We start from the raw sequence: 19,476 nt of genomic DNA on the forward strand, positions 1-19,476 counted from the left end.
ACCGAATGGAGGAAAAGCCCCGTCAGCGGGGCTTGTTCTGTGGACTGCGGTCGCTCGCAAGGGTTCTATTTTTCTTCAGATGATGGTTTCTCGGGGTTTGGCCCGGGTCACTCGATCCACCAGATACACCAGGCCGTGGTAGTCGATGCCGCCATGTTGTGTCAGACCGATCTCACAGGTGCGGCTGGTGGAAATCCCTTCGCTGCAATGCTGCACCGCATCCTTGAGGGTGCGAAGGGAATGGCTGTTGAGTTCCGGTGTGGTGAAGCCCTTGTCGCCGGCAAAACCACAGCAATGAATGCCTTCTGGGATCACCACGTTCTTGCTGCACTTGCGCGCCAGATCGATCAGCGCCTGGCTTTCCCCCAGATGTTGCGTGCTGCACGTCACATGAACGGCAATCGGTGCTTCCTGCGGAGTGAAATCCAGACGATCCATCAGATGCGTACGGATGAATCGCACAGGGTCATACAGATCAAGGCGAACATTTCCCACATCCTGCACCAGTCGCAATGTGCAGGGGCTGGTGTCGCAATAGATCGGGTCGAGTCCGCCGCGGCTGGCGTGGAGCAAGGCGCCGATCAGTTCCTGACGCTTGTGCTCGGCCTGTTCGGCATAGCCTTTGGAAGCGAACGGCTGGCCACAGCAGAGGTTGTCCAGATTGTCCGGGAACACCACCTGATAACCGGCCTTCTCCAGCAGGCCACGGGTTTTGTCGTACAGCGACATCTGTTCCTTGTCGCCCACTGCGGGGCCCATCACCCGCGACACGCAGGCCGCCAGATACACCACGCGCGGGCGTTCGTCCGACACCGTTGTACTGAGGCGAATGGCTTTTTCCGGTTGCGGCATCGCGTTGGTCCACTGCGGCACCAGGCCTTTGGACAAGCGTGTCAGCGTCGCTGAAAACTTCGCCAGACGCGGTGCTCCCAGCAACATCCGCGCACCGTTGGCCACGTGCAGGGTGAAGCGCGCTCCTTGCAGGGTGGTGGCGAAATTTCCTTCGATCCAGTTGGCCGTTTTCGTGTGCGTGGCGTGACGGCTGCGCAGCTTTTTCACCAGCTCACCGGTATTGATGCCTACAGGGCAACGCTGCGCACACAAACCGGTCGCGGCGCAGGTTTCTATGCCCTGGTACTCGTAGGCTTTTTCCAGTTCGGTGGTGTCGATCCCGGCGCGTTTTCGCGCCTGAATGTCGCGCCAGATCACGATGCGCTGGCGGGGGCTCAGGGTCAGGCCCTTCGACGGGCAAACCGGCTCACAGAAACCGCATTCGATGCACTTATCCACAATCTCATCGGCGGCAGGCAGCGGCTTCAGGTGCTTGAGGTGGATCTGTGGATCTTCGCTGAGCACTACGTCCGGGTTGAGAATGCCTTGGGGATCGAGCAGGCGCTTGAGCTGCCACATCAATTGATAGGCATCGCTGCCCCATTCCAGTTCGACAAACGGCGCCATGTTGCGCCCGGTGCCGTGTTCGGCCTTCAGCGAACCGCCGAACTCCACGGCCACCAGCTGCGCCACGTCGTCCATGAACGCCTGATAGCGTGCGACTTCTTCCGGGCTGTTGAAGCCTTGGGTGAAGACGAAGTGCAGATTGCCTTCCAGCGCGTGTCCGAAAAGGATCGCTTCGTCGTAGTGATGTTTGTCGAACAGCTCGATCAGGCGATTCACGCCGATGGCCAGTTGTTCCACCGGGAAGGTCACGTCTTCGATGATCACCGTGGTGCCGGTCTTGCGCACGGCGCCGACGGCGGGGAAGGTGTCCTTGCGGATCGCCCAGAGTCGGGCGTTCTCGACCGGGTCTTCGGTGAAGTCGACCTGCTTTTCCACCGGGAAGCCGCCGAGCGAGGCCATGATTTGCGCCAGTTGTTCCTGCAGCAACGTGGAAGAGGCGGCGCGGGATTCGATCAACAGTGCGCAGGCATTGTTCGACAGCTGCTGTACGAAATCCGGCATGCCGGGTTTGTCCTGCACCGAGCGTAGACTGCGGCGATCCAGCAGCTCCACGGCAGACACCGGTTGGCTTTTCAGCACGGTGACGGCGTTGCAACAGGTTTCCACGTCGGGGAAAACGATCAGCGCCGACGCCTTGTTCGGATGGTCAATCACCGTGTCGTACGTTACCGCGCTGATGAAGCCGAGTGTGCCTTCGGAGCCGACCAGCAAGTGGCTCAAGATATCCACAGGCTCATCGAAATCCACCAGGGCATTAAGCGACAGGCCGGTGGTATTTTTCAGACGGTATTTGTGGCGGATTCGCGCAGCCAGTTCGGCATTGGCGCGGGTCTCGCGGCCCAGTGTTGCCAGGCGTTCCAGCAATTCACCGTGGCTCGTTCGAAACGCCGCGACACTGGAAGCGTCCTCGGTGTCGAGTCGGGTTCCGTCGGCCAAAACCAGACGAATGCCCGCCAGCGTGTGATAGGTATTTTGTGCAGTGCCGCAGCACATGCCGCTGGCGTTGTTGGCGACGATGCCGCCGATCTTGCAGGCGTTGATCGACGCGGGATCCGGACCGATCTTGCGCCCGAATGGCGCGAGCCATGCGTTAGCCTGGGCGCCGATCACGCCCGGTTGCAGGCGGATCTGCGTGCCTTGCCCTCGGATCTCACGGGCATTCCAGTTATCCCCCAGCACGATCAGCACCGAATCGCTGATCGCCTGGCCGGACAGGCTGGTGCCGGCGGCGCGGAAGGTCACCGGGACCTGATCACGCTGGGCCAGTTTCAGCAGCGCCACCACTTCATCTTCGGATTCGACGCGGATCACCAGTTGCGGAATCAGTCGGTAGAAGCTGGCATCGGTGCCGAATGCCAGAGTCGACAATGGATCATCGAAGCGGCGCTCGGCAGGGATCAGTTGCTGCGCATCACGCAGGAAAGTCGCCGGTAAAGTCATTGGTCCTCCAGGATCAACACCACCAGGTCTTTCGGGCCGTGGGCGCCGTAGGCCAGCACTTGTTCAATATCGGCGGTTTTCGACGGGCCGGACACCAGCAATGCATTGGTCGGCATGCCCTGCGCCCACTCGAATTCCTGTTGCACTTGATAGAAGTTGTCGCGGATCTGACTGGCCTTGAGCAGCGCAAAATGCACCGGCGGTACCAGGCTCATCAGTCGTGGTTCTTCGCGGGTCGACCACAGAATCAGGCTGCCGGTAGCAGCGATGGCGCCGAGGGTGCCGGTGAGGCTGGCCGGGGTGTCGTTGAACAGCTCGGCTTTCCAGTCTTCCATTGGCCGGTCGTAGGATTTCAGAGTCGGCAGATCAGGATTGTTCGCCCAGTGCTGTGTGATGCGCTGCCCATGAGGCGTAGTCGGTGCGATCAGCAGGCTCGGCAACTGACGGTCGCGCAACAATTGCGCCAGCAGCGCCGGCCACGCATCAGCAGACGTCAGGTGGATTTCGGTGTGCACCGCTTCCATCAGTTTGCGCAACTGCGGGATGCGTTGTTCGGCGCTGTAGGTGTAAGGCTGGGTCACCAGATCGACATCGAAGTTGTCGGTAATCGGTGTGGTGCCTGTCAGACTTTTGCGTAACTTGCCGAGGATGTTTTGCTTGGCGCTCATCAACGGTCTCCTTGTTTGGCCAGATGCTCGCGAGCCATGTCATGCAGTGAGCGGGCGGCGGGTTTCGGAGCGCTGTGATTCTGCGTCCACGGGCCGACGTTGTTCGGCGCCAGGGCACGCAGGCGCGTGGCGAAAAACGCAAACAGCCGATACAAAGTCGGCGAGCTGTTGAGCTTCGCCCAGGAGTTCCAGATAAAGCGTTCCTTGCGCGAATACTTGCTGCCTTGGCCGCGCATCACTTGGTGAGGACTGTCGGGGGCTTTGACGTTCTCTTCGCGCAGGCGGCGCAGCAAAGCAGGGATCGGAATTTTCACCGGGCAGACTTCACCGCAGGCGCCGCACAACGAAGACGCGCTCGGGTGATCCGGGACTTTCGCCAGGCCGACCATGTGCGGAGTGATGATTTTGCCGATCGGGCCGGGGTAAACCTCGCCATAGGTATGGCCGCCGACACGGGTGTAGACCGGGCAATGATTCATGCAGGCGCCGCAACGGATGCAATTCAGGGTCTGGCGCAGTTCGCTGTCGGCGAAGGCCTGGCTGCGACCGTTGTCGAGCAACACCAGATGCACTTCCTGTGGGCCGTCGAGTTCGTGTTCCTTGCGCGGGCCGGAGATCATGTTGACGTAGGTGGTGATCGGAATGCCCAGCGCCGAGCGGGTCAGCAATGACAGCAGTGGCACCACGTCGCGCAGGTTTTCCACGACCTTTTCGATGCCGGTGACGGCGATGTGCACCGGCGGCACAGTAGTGGTCATGCGCCCGTTGCCTTCGTTTTCCACCAGCAGCAAGGTGCCGGTTTCGGCCACGGCGAAGTTGACGCCGGAGACGCCGATGTCCGCTTCGAAAAATTTCTGCCGCAGGACCCTGCGACCGATCTGAATGAGTTGGTCAACGTCCTTGGTGTATTCCACGCCAAGTTTGTCGTGGAACAAGGACGCGACCTGACCGGCATTCTTGTGGATTGCCGGCATGATTATGTGAGAAGGCTTCTCGTGGTCGAGCTGGACGATGTACTCCCCCATGTCGGACTCCAGACATTCAATGTCCCGAGCCTCGAGGAAATGGTTCATCTCCATCTCTTCGCTGACCATCGATTTGCCCTTGATCACTTGCCGCGCCTCGTGAGCGCGGATGATCGAAAGGACGATGCCATTGGCCTCGTCCACCGTTTCCGCCCAGTGCACTGTCACACCGTTGCGGGTCAGGTTCTGTTCCAGTTGCTCGAGCAGGTCGGGCAACTTGGAGAGCGCGCGGGCACGGATTGCATTGCCCAGTTCGCGCAGGTGTTCTCTTTCGTGGGCATCGCTGAAAGCCGCTGCCCGCTTTGTCATCAGTGAATCCATCGCGGTGCGGAAGTTGTTCCGCAACTGCGAATCGCCCAGGGCGTTGTGTGCCCGGGTGCGGAAGTCTTCTTCTACGGCAACCGTAGGAATAATCGTGGAAGTGCTCATCGCGCACCTCCGGTTCGTTGCCAGAGGAAGCTCGCCAGGTGTTGCCCGCGCAGCGCTTCCTTCTGTTTTTCCAGCGAGCCGTTGATGTTCATCAAGCAGCCACAGTCGGCACTGAGTACCTGATGCGCACCGGATTCCTTCAACGCTCGGGTCTTGTCAGCCACCATCGCGCCGGAAATGTCTGGCATACGGACGCTGAATGTCCCACCGAAGCCACAGCATTCGCTTTCGTGATCGTGATTGACCCGTTCCACGTTGCTCAACTGCGCCAACAACTCGCGGCCGTGCAGGTGGGTATTCATTTCCCGTCGCGCCGAACACGAGGTGTGCAGCGCCACCTTGACCGGCTCGCCGCTGTCCTTGAGCTGCACCTTGCAGACGAACAGCAGGAACTCGGCCAATTCATAGGTGCGGGCCGCGAGGGCCTGAACCTGTTCCAACGTTTCCGGCTCGTCCTTGAACAAGTCGGCGTAATGCTCGCGCAGCATTCCTGCGCAGGAACCTGACGGCACCACCACCGGAAAATCGCCGGCAAACAGCGCCAGTTGCGAGCGCGCCACCGTCCGCGCCTGCTCGGTGTAACCCGAGGTGTAGGCCGGTTGTCCGCAGCAGCTCTGCCCTTGCGGGTAGTCGACCCGAATGCCCTCGCGTTCCAGCAAATGGATCGCGTCCATCCCGGCTTCGGGATAAAACAGGTCCACCACGCAGGTGCCGAACAGGTAGACCCGCGACGGTTTCTCGCTCGGGTATTGCCGGGGCTCGGGCAGTGGCGGTGCAACGCGAGTGGCGTTGGGCACAGCGTTGTAAAAAAGCTCGCTCATCAGGCGTGTCTCCGGGTGGGCCCGGTTATCCGTCTGTTGAGGCTGCCGAATATAAAGCGCGTTGCTTTCAGCAGCCTTACAGACCGGGTTGTGAATTGCTGACGCCGGAATCACGAACCGACGTCGGTTATTTCCATGTCGCTTGTGGTCTTAATGCACCAGCATGCCGGTGAACCAGTAGGCCTGGGCCAGGGTGATCAGGCCGACAATCGTTGCAAAGAATAGGCTGTGCTTGAGGGTGAAGCGGAACAGATCGGATTCCTTGCCCACCAGCCCGGTCGCGGCGCAGGCCACGGCAATCGACTGTGGAGAAATCATCTTGCCGGTCACGCCGCCGCTGGTATTGGCCGCTACCAGCAAGGTGTCGTTGACCCCGATCTGGTGCGCGGTGGTCGCTTGCAGCGAACTGAACAGCGCGTTGGACGAGGTATCGGAACCGGTCAGGAACACGCCGAGCCAGCCGAGGAACGGCGAGAAGAACGGGAATGCCGCGCCAGTTGCCGCCAGCACCAGGGCCATGGTCGAAGACATGCCGGAATAGTTGGTGACGAAGGCGAACGCCAGCACCATGCCGATCGACAGAATTGGCCAGCGCAGTTCGTAGAAAGTCTCTTTCAGAGTGGTAAGACCAATTTTGAAATTGATCTTCAGGATGATCATCGAGATCAGAGCCGAGAAGAAAATCGCCGTGCCGGTAGCGGAAATAGGGTCAAGTTTGAACACGGCCGGAATAGCTGTCGGCGTCGCGACGATCGGTGCAGTCTTGATCACCAGTTGATCCAGGTGCGGGATCGCGAAGTTGAACACCCAGGCGTACATCGAGCCACCAGCGGCGAACATCGCCTTGAACGGCTTGAGCGTCCAGATGGTGACCAGCACGGTGAGGATCAGGAATGGCGACCAGGCCTTGAAAATCTCCCCGAGGCTGTAGGGCGAAGCGATGGTGGTGCGTTTCTGGCCGAAACCGCCGACGCTGGCGGTGACCGCCACGTTCGAGGTGGCGCCGGCGATCTGTGCGCCCGCAGTGCGTTTTGGCTGCCAGACTTTCAGGAACAGGGTCAGCGAGATCAGGCTGGCCAGGGCCGAGGTGATGTCCGGCAGTTCCGGACCGATAAAGTTCGAGGTGAAGTACTGGGTCACGGCAAAGCTCAGGCCGGCAACCAGCGCCGCTGGCCAGGTTTCACGCACGCCGCGCAGGCCGTCCATCATGAACACCAGCCAGAACGGCACGAACAGGGACAGCAGCGGCAGTTGGCGGCCGGTCATGGCGCCAATCTTGAACGCATCGATACCGGTGACCTGCCCGGCGACGATGATCGGAATCCCCAGTGCGCCGAACGCGACTGGCGCGGTGTTAGCAATCAGGCACAGGCCGGCGGCGTACAGCGGGTTGAAGCCCAGTCCTACGAGCAGCGCAGCGGTAATCGCCACGGGCGCGCCGAAACCGGCTGCACCTTCGAGGAAGGCGCCGAAGCAGAAACCGATCAGCAGCACCTGCAAGCGCTGGTCATCGGTGATCGACAGGACCGAACTGCGGATGACTTCGAACTGACCGCTCTTGACCGTCAGTTTGTACAAGAACACCGCCGCGACAATGATCCAGGCAATCGGCCACAGACCATAGGCGAAACCATAACCAGCGGCGGCGAGCGCCATGTCGACCGGCATCTGGAACGCAAAGATCGCCACAAGGATCGCCAGGGCCAGCGTGATGCTGCCGGCGACATGGCCTTTGAGGCGGAACACCGCCAGGGCGAGGAAGAAGAACACGATGGGGATGACGGCCGCGAGTGCGGACACGCCGAGACTGCCGAGCGGGCTGTAGAACTGTTGCCAGGTTTGCATATGGGGTGGCCCCTAATTGTTGTTGGTCAGGCACTGTCAGCGTTCTTGGTTAATTGGTAAGACCAATTTACAATCGCTGTTGGCTAGGGTAAAAGCCTTGATGTCGGTGTGTCAATTTGCCGCCCTAAAACTTTTGTCGAATGACCGGTGCAGGCTCGATCTGATCCGGTCCGGGGCGTTTCATCTGGCAGGTGTCGGCAAGGCGCCGATAGGCCAGAATAGAGAGCCCGGCGAGTGGTCGGGATCGTGGAGAATTGAGTGATGGGGTTTGATCAGATACGTCAGCGCCGTTTGTCTGACGATATTGTCGAGCGGCTTGAGGGGATGATCCTCGAGGGGACATTGAAGTCCGGCGAGCGCCTGCCGGCCGAGCGCACATTGGCCGAGCAGTTCGGTGTGTCCCGGCCTTCGTTGCGCGAGGCAATCCAGAAGCTGGCGGCCAAGGGGCTGCTGGTCAGCAAGCAGGGCGGCGGCAATTACGTGGTGGAAAGCCTGGGCTCGACCTTCAGCGACCCATTGCTGCAACTGCTGGAAAGTAATCCCGAGGCCCAGCGCGATCTGCTGGAATTTCGCCACACGCTGGAGGCATCGTGTGCCTATTACGCGGCATTGCGCGCCACCGATGTGGATCGCGAGCGGCTGACCGCGGCGTTCGAAGAACTACAGGATTGCTACTCGCGCCATGACGAAGTGAGTCGGGCGGAGGAGGGGGCGGCGGACGCGAAATTTCATCTGGCAATCGCCGAGGCCAGTCATAACGCGGTGTTGCTGCACACCATTCGCGGACTGTTCGACCTGCTCAAGCGCAATGTGGTGACCAATATCGGCGGCATGTACAAGCAGCGCACGGAAACCCGCGACATGCTGATCACTCAGCACCGGGAACTGTACCAGGCGATTATCGAAGGACGTGCAGAGCAGGCGCGAGAGGTTTCCAGCCGACACATTCTGTATGTACAGGAAGTGCTGGAAGAGGTGCGCCAGGAAGTTCAGCGCGTGGCTCGGGCCGAGCGGCGCAAAGGGATGTAGGTTCAGGCATGACCATTCCCGCGCTGAGCGCGGGAATGGTCATTCAGGCAGAAGAATCAGTCTTCCTTGCCCTTGTTGCGCACCGCACGCTGCAACTCGCGACCGGCATCGCGTTCGCGCTCGGTATCACGCTTGTCGTATTCCTTCTTGCCCTTGCCCAGAGCGATCTCGCACTTGACCATGTGCTTGCTCCAGTACCAGGACAGGCATACGCAGGCGTAACCCTTCTGTTGCACGGCGGCGGCCAGCTTCTCCAGCTCGCGCCGGTTGAGCAGCAGCTTCCGGGTGCGGACCGGGTCAGCGATGACGTGGGTGCTGGCGGTCATCAGTGGCGTGATGTGGCTGCCAAGCAGCCAGGCTTCGCCATCCTTGAGCAGGACGTAACTGTCGACCAGTTGCAGCTTGCTTGCCCGCAGACTTTTTACTTCCCAGCCGGCCAGGACCAGACCAGCCTCGAACTTGTGCTCGATGAAGTAATCGTGTCGCGCCTTTTTGTTCTGCGCGATGGTCCCTGTTGGGTGTTTCTTCTGTTTAGCCATAGGGGCGGCATTATATGGAGATAAACGGCTGTCGGCTACGGTGATGCTGCGTGCTTGAGCAGGTTGAGTGAATCCCGGACAATGCGGCCTCTTTTTCTAACGCTTGGGCGTGATAAACGATGTCGACAGACAAGGTTTCTGTCCACGGCAGTTGGGCTAGCCGCTGGGTTTTCATATTCGCCGCGACCGGTTCGGCCGTGGGTTTGGGCAGCATCTGGAAGTTCCCCTACATGGTCGGGGTCTACGGTGGCGGCGCCTTTGTGCTGATGTTTCTGGCCTGCATCGCGCTGATCGGCATTCCGGTGATGCTCGCGGAAACCCTGATCGGCCGGCGTGCGCGGCTGAGTCCGGCCAACGCCCTCAAGGTGCTGGCGATCGAAGCCGGGCATTCGGGCAAGTGGTCGTGGGGCGCGTTCGCCGGGATGATCACGGCGTTGCTGATCCTGTCTTTCTACAGTGTGGTCGGCGGCTGGTCGCTGGATTACATCATTGATATGGGGCGCGGGGATTTCCAGGGGGCGACGGCCGATCAGGTCGGTGCCTATTTCGGCAATGTCATCGCCGACCCTTGGCGTATCACGCTGTGGCACACGGTTTTCATGCTGCTGTCTGCGGTGGTGATCGCCAAAGGCGTGGTCGCCGGGCTTGAACGCAGCCTGCGGATCATGATGCCGCTGTTGTTTGTGATGGTCCTCGTCCTGCTGGGCTATAGCATGACCACCGGGCACTTCATGGAGGGCGTGCATTTCATGTTCGACTTCCACCCGGAGAAAGTCCTCGATGGCTTGCTGCCGGCCATGGGGCACGCGTTCTTCTCCCTGAGCGTGGGCGTGGGCTCGATCATGATCTACGGCGCCTACATGACAAAGGAAGCCTCGCTGTCCGGCACCGTTGTGGGTGTGGCGCTGCTCGATACCTTCGTTTCGCTGGTGGCCGGTCTGGCCTTGTTTCCGATTGTGTTCGCTGGCGGTTTGAACCCGAGCGAAGGCCCGGGGCTGATGTTCGTCAGCCTGCCATTTGCTTTCGGTAATGTGCTTTTCGGCCAGTTGATGGGCGTGGTGTTCTTCGTTCTGGTAGCCATTGCTGCCTGGAGTTCGGCGATTTCCCTGCTGGAGCCGATGGTCGCCTATCTGGTCGAGCGGACTAAAATCAGTCGTGCCTGGGTGACATTCTGGTTGGCGTTCATCTGCTGGTTCGTCGGCTTGGGTACGGTGTTCTCCTTCAATATCTGGAAGGAAGCGAAATTTTTCGTGAACGAAGGCGGAATGTTCCATCTCTACCAATGGGGTGCCGCAGGCGGTCTGGACTTCTTTGGTGTGATCGACTTCTTCACCTCACGGATCATGCTGCCGCTCGGCGGGCTGTGCTTTGTACTGTTTGCCGGATGGGTGATGGGGCGTGACGCGGTGCGCGACGAATTGTCGATTCGCAGCCCGGCGCTATTCGCCTTGTCTCTGTTCTTGATGCGCTATGTGGCGCCCATCGGCATTCTTGTAGTATTTGCCACCCAGCTCTGGAAGTGACGCTTACATGACGACACATATTCAACGATCAGCGCTGCTGCCTTACCCGGCGCAATTTCTCTATGACCTGGTCAATGACGTGGCGCGTTATCCGGAGTTCCTGCCGTGGTGCTCGTCAGCAGAGGTCCTGGAAAGCTCGCCTGAACACATGCGCGCCAGCGTCGGTGTGGCCAAGGGCGGCCTCAGTCAGCACTTCGTGACACGAAATACCCTGGTGCCGGGACAATCGATCGAAATGAATCTCGAGGAAGGTCCGTTCAATCAGTTGCACGGTGTCTGGGTGTTCAAGGCGTTGAACGAGAAAGCCTGCAAGATCAGCCTCGATCTGTCCTTCGATTATGCCGGCCCGTTGGTGCGCGCCACGCTCGGGCCGCTGTTCAATCAGGCTGCCAACACGCTGGTGGATGCATTCTGCCAGCGCGCCAAGCAGATGCATGGTTGAGCCGGTGATCGAAATAGAAGTGGTGTACGCGGCGGTTGATCGTCAGGTGTTGCGCACGATCAGCGTGGCAGAGGGGGCGACGGTGCGTACTGCGCTGTTGGCCAGTGGCATTGATTCCGAGTTTCCGGAACTGGATCTGGCCGGTTGCCCGGTCGGGATTTTCGGCAAAGTGGTTGCCGATCCGGATGTGCGGGTTGTTCAGGCGGGGGATCGCCTCGAAATCTACCGACCACTGCTGGCTGATCCGAAAGAGGTGCGCCGATTGCGGGCCGCCAAGGCTGCCGAGGCCAAAGCCAGAAATCAGTGATGCGCCAATCTGCAGGCAATAAAAAACCCGGAATTTCCGGGTTTTTTATTGCGTCGCAAATTATTGCGGCGAGGTGTCCAGCGGCTCTGGTGTCGGAACCGGAACGGTTTCCACACCATCGACGTCCTTCTGGATCTGATCCAGCAAGGAACCTGGCTTGACCGGTTTTTCCGGTTTTGGCTTCTCGGCGTTTTCAGCAGGAGCGGTCACGTTAGTGCCACTTTCCTTGCCGAGAATGGCTTCGTCACGGCTCACGCCCGGCATGAAGTCACCGGACAGGCTGACAAGGCGGTCGTTTGAGTCGAAAATGACACTCATGCGTTCCTGCTGGCGTTCACCGCCACCAGGTTGCAGGCTGTACAGATAATCCCAGCGATTGGCATGGAACGTGTCGACAAGCAGAGGGTTGCCCATGATAAACCGTACTTGCGGCCGGGTCATTCCCGGGCGTAACTGGTCTATCATGTCCTGCGTGACGACATTGCCCTGCTGGATGTCGATTTTGTAAACCCCGGGGAATGAACAACCGGCGAGTGCGAGCAGTCCCACAAAGGTGAAACTGGTTAGCAAGAGCTTGGTGTTTTGCATCGGTGGGCGACTTCCACTATCTTGGCTGGGACAACGTAAACGCCGATCATACCCGCATTAAGAGAAGCTGCGAAGCAGCATCGCGAGAAAGCTGACCATGGTTGAAAATAGCGAACTACGCAAAGCCGGCCTCAAAGTGACCCTGCCACGGGTCAAGATCCTGCAAATGCTCGACTCTACCGAGCAGCGTCACATGAGTGCCGAGGACGTCTACAAGGCGTTGATGGAAGCTGGCGAGGACGTCGGTCTGGCCACGGTTTACCGTGTTCTGACCCAGTTCGAAGCGGCTGGCCTCGTGGTCCGTCATAACTTCGATGGCGGTCACGCGGTATTCGAATTGGCCGACGGTGGCCACCACGACCATATGGTCAACGTGGAAACCGGTGAGGTTGTCGAATTCGTCAGCATCGAAATCGAAAAGCTCCAGAAGGCAATTGCCGAAGAGCACGGTGTCGAGTTGGTAGATCACAACCTGGTGCTGTACGTCCGCAAGAAAAAGTAAGCATGTCGCGCGAATTTCAGGTTCGCGAAACGAACGAAGGCGACCCAAGGGTCGCCTTCGTGCTTTCTGTCGTGCTTAAGCCTTTGCGGTAACGACCATCTTCTTGGCGTGCGCCAGAGACTCTTTGGTCAGATCAATGCCGCCGAGCATCCTCGCGACTTCTTCTATACGGTCATTTTTGCTCAGCTTCGAGACGGCGGTGTGCGTCGCCTGCTCGCCTCGCACCTTGTGCACGAATAAATGCTGATGACCCTGGGCGGCCACTTGCGGCAAGTGCGTAACGGTCAGTACTTGTCCGCGTTCGCCCAGGCGCCGCAATAGCTGGCCGACAATCTCGGCCGTCGGACCACCGATGCCCACGTCCACTTCGTCGAATACCAGGGTCGGCACGCGCGAGGTCTGGGCGGTGATGACCTGAATCGCCAGGCTGATCCGTGAGAGTTCGCCGCCGGATGCCACTTTGGCCAAGGCCTTCAAGGGTTGGCCGGGGTTGGCGCTGACCAGCAGTTCGACCTGTTCTAGGCCATTGGGCAGGAGTTCGCCGCTGGCGTTGGGACGCAGTTCGATGGTGAAGCGTCCGCCAGGCATGCCGAGGCGTTGAATCTCCTGTTCGACCGCGCTGGCCAGACTGCCTGCAGCCTGATGGCGCAGATCACTCAGTTCGCGGGCCTTTTCCTGATAATGACGGGCATACGAAGCAAGTTCTTCGCCCAGACGCTCGATGGATTCGTCGTTGGCGTTGAGGGTTTCGATTTCATCCAGCAGTTTTTGCTGCATCTCGGCGACTTCGGTCGGCTGGATCCGGTGCTTGCGTGCCAGGGTGTAAATGGCGTCCAGACGCTCTTCCAGATACTGCAGGCGCGCCGGATCGGCGTCGAAGTTGTCGAGGAAGCGGTTGAGTTCGCCGACGGCCTCTTCGACCTGGATCTGCGCACTGGTCAGCAAGCTGCTGGCTTCGCCCAGAGCGCCGATCGAGTTGTTCACGCTCGACAGGCGATTGAGGCTGGCGGTCAGTGCATTCAGCACATTGCCGGAGTCACTTTCACTGCACTGCTCGACCACTTGCCGGCAGATGCCCAGCAGGGTTTCGGCGTTGGTCAGGTTCTTGTGTTCCTGCTCCAGATCTTCCAGTTCGTTCTCGCCGAGACCGAGGTTCTCCAGTTCTTCGAGCTGATAGCTGAGCAGTTGATGACGGGCGCGCTGTTCGTCACCGGAGTTGGACAGGCGCTCCAGCTCCAGGCGGGTCTGGCGCCAGCGCTGGGCGGCCAGTTGTACCTGGCGGGCCAGATCGGTGGCGCCGGCGTATTCGTCGAGCAGGCGACGGTGGGTATCCGTCTTGAGCAGGGATTGGTGTTCGTGCTGGCTGTGGATGTCGATCAGCAGCTCTCCGAGGGCCTTGAGGTCGCCGAGCGGGCAGGGCGTGCCGTTGATATAGCCACGGGAGCGGCCTTCCGAGGTGATGACCCGGCGAAGGATGCACGGGCCGTCGATTTCCAGGTCGCGCTCGGCCAGCCAGGCGCTGGCTTCGGGAATGTCGGCCAGGTCGAAGGTCGCCAGGATATCGGCCTTGTCGGCGCCCGGGCGAACCACGCCGCTGTCGGCGCGATCGCCAAGGGTCAGGCCCAGCGCGTCGAGCATGATCGACTTGCCGGCGCCGGTTTCCCCGGTAATCACGCTCATCCCGCGATCGAGTTCGAGATCGAGATGTTCAACGATGGCGTAGTTGTGTACGGACAGGTGCACCAGCATAAAGGCCGCTCCCAGGCTTTAGGTCTGGTTATTTATACAGTGTTTTGTTTCGGCCTGACAATGCCCTCGCTTAGCTCGATTGGCTTGATCCGATCAAATGCTTATCGCGCCCGGGAATGACAATGCAGCACTTTTTTGTAGGGTTAATCATTGTCAGCCCTTGAAGCCTGATTTTGCGGCCCCATATACCGGGGCAGAAGCGCGAGTCGAGCTCGCGGACGTTATTGAAAGGAGAATTCTATGGCTGACGAACAGACAGTAGATACGCAAAAAGCAGAAGCCAATCAGGCGCCCGAGACTGCGGGTGATGACCTGGCGACCCGTGTACAAGTGCTCGAAGAGCAATTGGCCGCCGCGCAGGATCAATCTCTGCGCGTAGCTGCCGATCTGCAGAACGTCCGCCGCCGTGCCGAGCAGGACGTCGAAAAGGCTCACAAGTTTGCGCTGGAAAAATTCGCCGGCGACCTGCTGCCGATCGTCGACAGTCTGGAGCGCGGCCTCGAGCTGTCGAACCCGGACGACGAAAGCATCCGTCCGATGCGCGAAGGCATCGAGCTGACCCTGAAAATGTTTCACGACACCCTCGCGCGTTATCAGCTTGTAGCTGTCAGCCCGCAGGAAGGCGAGCCGTTCAACGCGGTGGAACATCAGGCAATGGCCATGCAGGAAAGTGCTGATCTGGAGCCGAACAGCATTCTGAAGGTGTTCCAGAAGGGCTACCAGCTCAACGGTCGCCTGCTGCGTCCGGCGATGGTCGTGGTCAGCAAGGCGCCAGCACCCGTTTCGCCTTCGATTGACGAGAAGGCTTGAAATTAGCCGCAAGGCCCCCATTTAGAAGTCAAGCGTTTAAGTGCTACCGCAGTTGGCCACAACCGCTGCGGCAACCAAATCCAAAGTTTCGGGAGAGTTAACATGGGCAAAATTATCGGTATCGACCTGGGGACTACCAACTCCTGCGTCTCCATTCTTGAAAACGGCCAGGCCAAAGTTATCGAGAACGCCGAAGGCGCGCGTACCACGCCTTCGATCATCGCTTACGCCAACGATGGCGAAATCCTGGTCGGCCAGTCCGCCAAGCGTCAGGCAGTGACCAACCCGCACAACACCCTGTACGCGGTAAAGCGTCTGATCGGTCGTCGCTTCGAAGAAGAAGTCGTACAGAAAGACATTCAGATGGTCCCTTACAAGATCGCCAAAGCTGACAACGGCGACGCGTGGGTTGAAGTGAACGGCCAGAAAATGGCGCCGCCACAAATCTCGGCTGAAATTCTGAAGAAGATGAAGAAGACCGCCGAAGACTACCTCGGCGAAGCTGTGACTGAAGCGGTGATCACCGTTCCGGCCTACTTCAACGACAGCCAGCGCCAGGCGACCAAAGACGCCGGCCGCATCGCCGGTCTGGACGTAAAACGTATCATCAACGAACCAACCGCAGCCGCTCTGGCTTACGGCATGGACAAGGCCAAGGGCGATCACACCGTGATCGTTTACGACCTGGGTGGCGGTACTTTCGACGTATCCGTGATCGAGATCGCTGAAGTTGACGGCGAGCACCAGTTCGAAGTGTTGGCCACCAACGGTGACACGTTCCTGGGCGGTGAAGACTTCGACATTCGTCTGATCGACTACCTCGTTGACGAATTCAAGAAAGAAAGCGGCATGAACCTCAAGGGTGACCCGCTGGCCATGCAGCGCCTGAAAGAAGCCGCTGAAAAAGCCAAGATCGAGCTGTCGTCCGCTCAGTCGACCGACGTGAACCTGCCGTACATCACTGCAGACGCCACCGGTCCTAAGCACCTGAACGTGAAAATCTCGCGTGCCAAGCTCGAAGCACTGGTTGAAGACCTGGTTCAGCGCACCATCGAGCCTTGCCGCATCGCCATGAAAGACGCCGGTATCGACGTTGGCGCGATCAACGACGTGATCCTGGTCGGCGGTCAGACTCGTATGCCGCTGGTACAGAAGCTGGTGACCGATTTCTTCGGTAAAGAAGCTCGTAAAGACGTCAACCCGGACGAAGCCGTTGCCATGGGTGCTGCGATCCAGGGCGCCGTTCTGGCCGGTGACGTGAAAGACGTTCTGCTGCTCGACGTCAGCCCGCTGACCCTGGGTATCGAAACCATGGGTGGCGTGATGACTGCGCTGATCGAGAAAAACACCACGATTCCTACCAAGAAATCGCAAGTGTTCTCGACTGCCGACGACAACCAGGGCGCCGTGACCATTCACGTCCTGCAAGGCGAGCGCAAGCAGGCTGCACAGAACAAGTCCCTGGGCAAGTTCGACCTGGCCGAGATTCCACCAGCGCCACGTGGTGTGCCACAGATCGAAGTGACCTTCGACATCGACGCCAACGGCATCCTGCACGTCGGCGCGAAAGACAAGGCGACCGGCAAAGAGCAGAAGATCACCATCAAGGCCAACTCCGGTCTGTCGGATGAAGAAATCCAGAAGATGGTCCGCGACGCCGAGCTGAACGCTGAGGAAGACCGCAAGTTCGAAGAGCTGGCCGGTGCCCGTAACCAGGGTGACGCGCTGGTTCACTCGACTCGCAAAATGGTCACCGACGCTGGCGACAAAGTGACTGCAGAAGAGAAAACTGCAATCGAAGCGGCCGTGGTTGCCCTGGAAGCTGCCGTCAAAGGCGACGACAAGGCTGCCATCGAAGCGAAGATCGAAGAGCTGTCGAAAGTCTCCGCGCCGGTTGCCCAGAAGATGTACGCCGAACAGGCTCAGCCTGCTGAAGGCGCGGCACCGCACGCAGAGAAAGCTGAAAAGGCTGACGATGTTGTCGATGCCGAGTTCGAAGAAGTCAAAGACCACAAGTAAGTTGTTGGTCGGCCGGTTGACTGCCTTTGGGCACTGACTGGTAGGATGTCGCCGCGCGGGAGCTTGCTCCCGCGTTGGCGTATCTGGAATACGCGAATTTTTACAGCATGCGACAAGCTTCGTGTGTTGGTGGCATGGCCGGAAATGCTCCTGCTTTTCGAGCTGAAAGTGCCGCATGAATCAAAGACCAGGATCGTTGAATTGACGTGAGTTGGGTCCGGGCCTGTATTGGGGCTCAACGAGTTTGGCGAAGCTCAGGAGGGGTTTGCCGAACGTCCTTAAGAGTGCAAAGACTTATGGCAAAGCGTGACTATTACGAAGTGTTGGGTGTTGAGCGTGGCTCAAGCGACGCAGACCTGAAGAAGGCCTATCGCCGTCTGGCGATGAAGCATCACCCGGACCGTAATCCCGATGACAAAGCATCGGAAGAACTGTTCAAAGAGGCCAACGAGGCCTACGAAGTATTGTCCGATTCCAGCAAGCGTGCGGCGTACGATCAGTACGGCCATGCCGGCGTCGACCCGAGCATGGGCGGCGGCGGTGCAGGCTTTGGCGGTCAGAACTTCTCTGACATCTTCGGCGATGTCTTCAGTGACTTCTTCGGTGGCGGTCGCGGCGGTTCCCGTGGCGGCGCCCAGCGCGGTAGCGATTTGCGCTACACCCTGGAGCTGAACCTGGAAGAAGCGGTGCGCGGTACAACCGTGAATATCCGCGTTCCGACACTGGTCAACTGCAAGCCGTGCGATGGTTCGGGCGCCAAGAAGGGTTCGTCGCCATCGACGTGCCCGACGTGCGGCGGCATCGGCCAGGTGCGCATGCAGCAGGGCTTCTTCTCCGTACAACAGACCTGCCCGCGCTGCCATGGCCAGGGCAAGATCATTTCCGACCCGTGCGACTCCTGCCACGGTGACGGTCGCGTCGAAGAGTACAAAACCCTCTCTGTCAAAGTGCCAGCCGGTGTTGATACCGGTGACCGCATTCGTCTGTCCGGCGAAGGCGAGGCGGGTACTCAGGGTGGGCCGACTGGCGACCTTTACGTTGTGATCAATGTGCGCGAGCACGCGATCTTCCAGCGTGACGGCAAGCATCTGTTCTGCGAAGTGCCGATCAGCTTTGTCGATGCGGCGCTGGGTGGCGAGCTGGAAATTCCGACCCTCGACGGTCGCGTCAAGCTGAAGATCCCTGAGGGGACTCAGACCGGCAAGCAATTCCGTGTGCGTGGCAAAGGTGTGGCGCCGGTGCGTGGTGGCGGTGCAGGTGATCTGATGTGCCGTGTAGCGGTCGAGACCCCGGTCAACCTGAATCGTCGTCAGCGTGAGTTGCTCGAAGAATTCCGCAGCTCCCTGGCGGACGACAACAGCCACTCGCCGAAAACCACCGGTTGGTTCGATGGCGTGAAGCGCTTCTTCGGCGATCTGTAAGGAGTCGGCATGCGACGTATAGCTGTGATGGGCGCTGCTGGGCGCATGGGCAAGATTCTGGTCGAGGCCGTGCAGCAGCGCGCGCCGCTGACCGGTTTGACGGCCGCCATTGTCCGCCCTGGCAGTACGCTGATCGGGGTGGATGCCGGTGAGCTGGCTTCGCTCGGCCGAATCGGCGTGCCGCTGTCCGGTAACCTGGAGTCGGTAGCGGAAGAGTTCGATGTGTTGATCGACTTCACGCTGCCGGAAGTCATGCTGAAAAACCTGGCGTTCTGCCGTAAGGCCGGTAAAGCCATGGTGATCGGCACCACCGGTCTGGATGCTGCCCAGAAGCAGTTGCTGGCCGAGGCGGGCAAGGATATTCCGATCGTGTTCGCGGCCAACTTCAGTGTTGGCGTCAACCTGTCGCTGAAACTGCTCGACATGGCAGCCCGTGTACTGGGTGATGATGCGGACATCGAAATCATCGAAGCCCATCACCGTCACAAGATCGATGCGCCGTCGGGCACCGCCCTGCGCATGGGCGAGGTGATCGCCAGTGCGCTGGATCGTGATCTGCAGAAGGTTGCGGTCTATGGTCGTGAAGGTCACACCGGTATGCGTGAGCGTGAAACCATCGGTTTCGCCACTGTTCGCGGTGGTGATGTCGTGGGCGATCACACGGTGCTGTTCGCCTGTGAAGGCGAGCGTCTGGAGATCACCCACAAGGCTTCGAGCCGCATGACGTTCGCCAAGGGTGCCGTGCGTGCAGCGTTGTGGCTGGATGCTCGCGAGCCCGGTCTGTATGACATGCAGGACGTGCTCGACTTGCGTTGAGCCTTGCTTGAACCCGGCGCAAACGCCCTGTTTGTGCCGGTTTTA

At 59.6% G+C, this 19,476-nt stretch carries 17 protein-coding genes; 9 read left to right on the top strand and 8 right to left on the bottom strand.

Annotated elements, in window-relative coordinates:
- Positions 1-75 precede the first annotated feature (75 nt).
- From AC1RR7_RS18900 to AC1RR7_RS18920, 5 genes are all read right to left on the bottom strand, one after another.
- Complete coding sequence (locus AC1RR7_RS18900; protein ID WP_493158165.1) at positions 76-2,898, bottom strand: FAD-binding and (Fe-S)-binding domain-containing protein; 2,823 nt, start codon at positions 2,896-2,898, stop codon at positions 76-78.
- On the bottom strand, positions 2,895-3,566 hold the full coding sequence (locus AC1RR7_RS18905; RefSeq protein ID WP_493158166.1) for a LutC/YkgG family protein: 672 nt from the start codon (positions 3,564-3,566) through the stop codon (positions 2,895-2,897). The genes AC1RR7_RS18900 and AC1RR7_RS18905 overlap by 4 nt, the downstream gene beginning before the upstream one ends.
- Positions 3,566-5,020, bottom strand: a complete 1,455-nt coding sequence (locus AC1RR7_RS18910; RefSeq protein WP_493158167.1) for a LutB/LldF family L-lactate oxidation iron-sulfur protein — start codon at positions 5,018-5,020, stop codon at positions 3,566-3,568. Before AC1RR7_RS18910 ends, AC1RR7_RS18905 begins: the two co-directional genes overlap by 1 nt.
- Positions 5,017-5,841 (bottom strand): (Fe-S)-binding protein, encoded by an 825-nt coding sequence (locus AC1RR7_RS18915; protein WP_493158168.1) that lies wholly within the window; start codon positions 5,839-5,841, stop codon positions 5,017-5,019. Before AC1RR7_RS18915 ends, AC1RR7_RS18910 begins: the two co-directional genes overlap by 4 nt.
- 150 nt (positions 5,842-5,991) lie before the next feature.
- The gene (locus AC1RR7_RS18920; protein ID WP_493158170.1) at positions 5,992-7,686 is read right to left on the bottom strand and encodes a lactate permease LctP family transporter; all 1,695 of its coding nucleotides are present in this window, start codon (positions 7,684-7,686) and stop codon (positions 5,992-5,994) included.
- 261 nt (positions 7,687-7,947) lie between these two features.
- Here AC1RR7_RS18920 and AC1RR7_RS18925 point away from each other — a divergent pair, with 261 nt between their 5' ends.
- Positions 7,948-8,715: an FCD domain-containing protein gene (locus tag AC1RR7_RS18925; protein ID WP_096818803.1), complete on the top strand. Its 768-nt coding sequence runs from the start codon at positions 7,948-7,950 to the stop codon at positions 8,713-8,715.
- 56 nt (positions 8,716-8,771) lie between these two features.
- Here AC1RR7_RS18925 and smpB read toward each other — a convergent pair whose 3' ends face one another.
- Positions 8,772-9,254, bottom strand: coding sequence for an SsrA-binding protein SmpB (gene smpB, locus AC1RR7_RS18930; RefSeq protein ID WP_007915208.1), 483 nt, complete (start codon positions 9,252-9,254; stop codon positions 8,772-8,774).
- A gap of 119 nt (positions 9,255-9,373) precedes the next feature.
- Between smpB and AC1RR7_RS18935 the strand changes: the two genes are divergently transcribed.
- From AC1RR7_RS18935 to AC1RR7_RS18945, 3 genes are read left to right on the top strand one after another with little or no spacing between them, the layout of a single operon-like run.
- Complete coding sequence (locus AC1RR7_RS18935) at positions 9,374-10,777, top strand: sodium-dependent transporter (protein WP_192559748.1); 1,404 nt, start codon at positions 9,374-9,376, stop codon at positions 10,775-10,777.
- Positions 10,778-10,784: 7 nt separating this feature from the next.
- Complete coding sequence (locus AC1RR7_RS18940; protein WP_003221509.1) at positions 10,785-11,219, top strand: type II toxin-antitoxin system RatA family toxin; 435 nt, start codon at positions 10,785-10,787, stop codon at positions 11,217-11,219.
- Positions 11,212-11,526, top strand: coding sequence for an RnfH family protein (locus AC1RR7_RS18945; protein WP_096818807.1), 315 nt, complete (start codon positions 11,212-11,214; stop codon positions 11,524-11,526). Before AC1RR7_RS18940 ends, AC1RR7_RS18945 begins: the two co-directional genes overlap by 8 nt.
- Before the next feature lie 60 nt (positions 11,527-11,586).
- Here the strand turns inward: AC1RR7_RS18945 and AC1RR7_RS18950 are convergent, their stop codons facing one another.
- The gene (locus tag AC1RR7_RS18950; protein WP_096818809.1) at positions 11,587-12,114 is read right to left on the bottom strand and encodes an outer membrane protein assembly factor BamE; all 528 of its coding nucleotides are present in this window, start codon (positions 12,112-12,114) and stop codon (positions 11,587-11,589) included.
- 97 nt (positions 12,115-12,211) lie between these two features.
- On the opposite strand from AC1RR7_RS18950, the gene fur reads away from it, so the two are divergent.
- Positions 12,212-12,616, top strand: coding sequence for a ferric iron uptake transcriptional regulator (gene fur / locus AC1RR7_RS18955; RefSeq protein WP_064119476.1), 405 nt, complete (start codon positions 12,212-12,214; stop codon positions 12,614-12,616).
- 75 nt (positions 12,617-12,691) lie between these two features.
- Here fur and recN read toward each other — a convergent pair whose 3' ends face one another.
- Positions 12,692-14,365: a DNA repair protein RecN gene (recN, locus tag AC1RR7_RS18960; protein ID WP_493072649.1), complete on the bottom strand. Its 1,674-nt coding sequence runs from the start codon at positions 14,363-14,365 to the stop codon at positions 12,692-12,694.
- Between the two features lie 240 nt (positions 14,366-14,605).
- Between recN and grpE the strand changes: the two genes are divergently transcribed.
- From grpE to dapB, 4 genes are all read left to right on the top strand, one after another.
- Positions 14,606-15,175 carry a nucleotide exchange factor GrpE gene (gene grpE, locus AC1RR7_RS18965; RefSeq protein ID WP_096818814.1) on the top strand — a complete coding sequence of 190 codons (570 nt, stop codon included), beginning with the start codon at positions 14,606-14,608 and terminating at the stop codon, positions 15,173-15,175.
- 102 nt (positions 15,176-15,277) lie between these two features.
- On the top strand, positions 15,278-17,194 hold the full coding sequence (dnaK, locus tag AC1RR7_RS18970; protein WP_096818817.1) for a molecular chaperone DnaK: 1,917 nt from the start codon (positions 15,278-15,280) through the stop codon (positions 17,192-17,194).
- Between the two features lie 296 nt (positions 17,195-17,490).
- Positions 17,491-18,615, top strand: a complete 1,125-nt coding sequence (dnaJ, locus tag AC1RR7_RS18975) for a molecular chaperone DnaJ (protein WP_249485688.1) — start codon at positions 17,491-17,493, stop codon at positions 18,613-18,615.
- A 9-nt stretch (positions 18,616-18,624) separates the two neighbouring features.
- On the top strand, positions 18,625-19,431 hold the full coding sequence (gene dapB, locus AC1RR7_RS18980) for a 4-hydroxy-tetrahydrodipicolinate reductase (RefSeq protein ID WP_493158172.1): 807 nt from the start codon (positions 18,625-18,627) through the stop codon (positions 19,429-19,431).
- Positions 19,432-19,476 lie beyond the last annotated feature (45 nt).

This window comes from Pseudomonas sp. GW821-FHT11G12 (assembly GCF_058808055.1).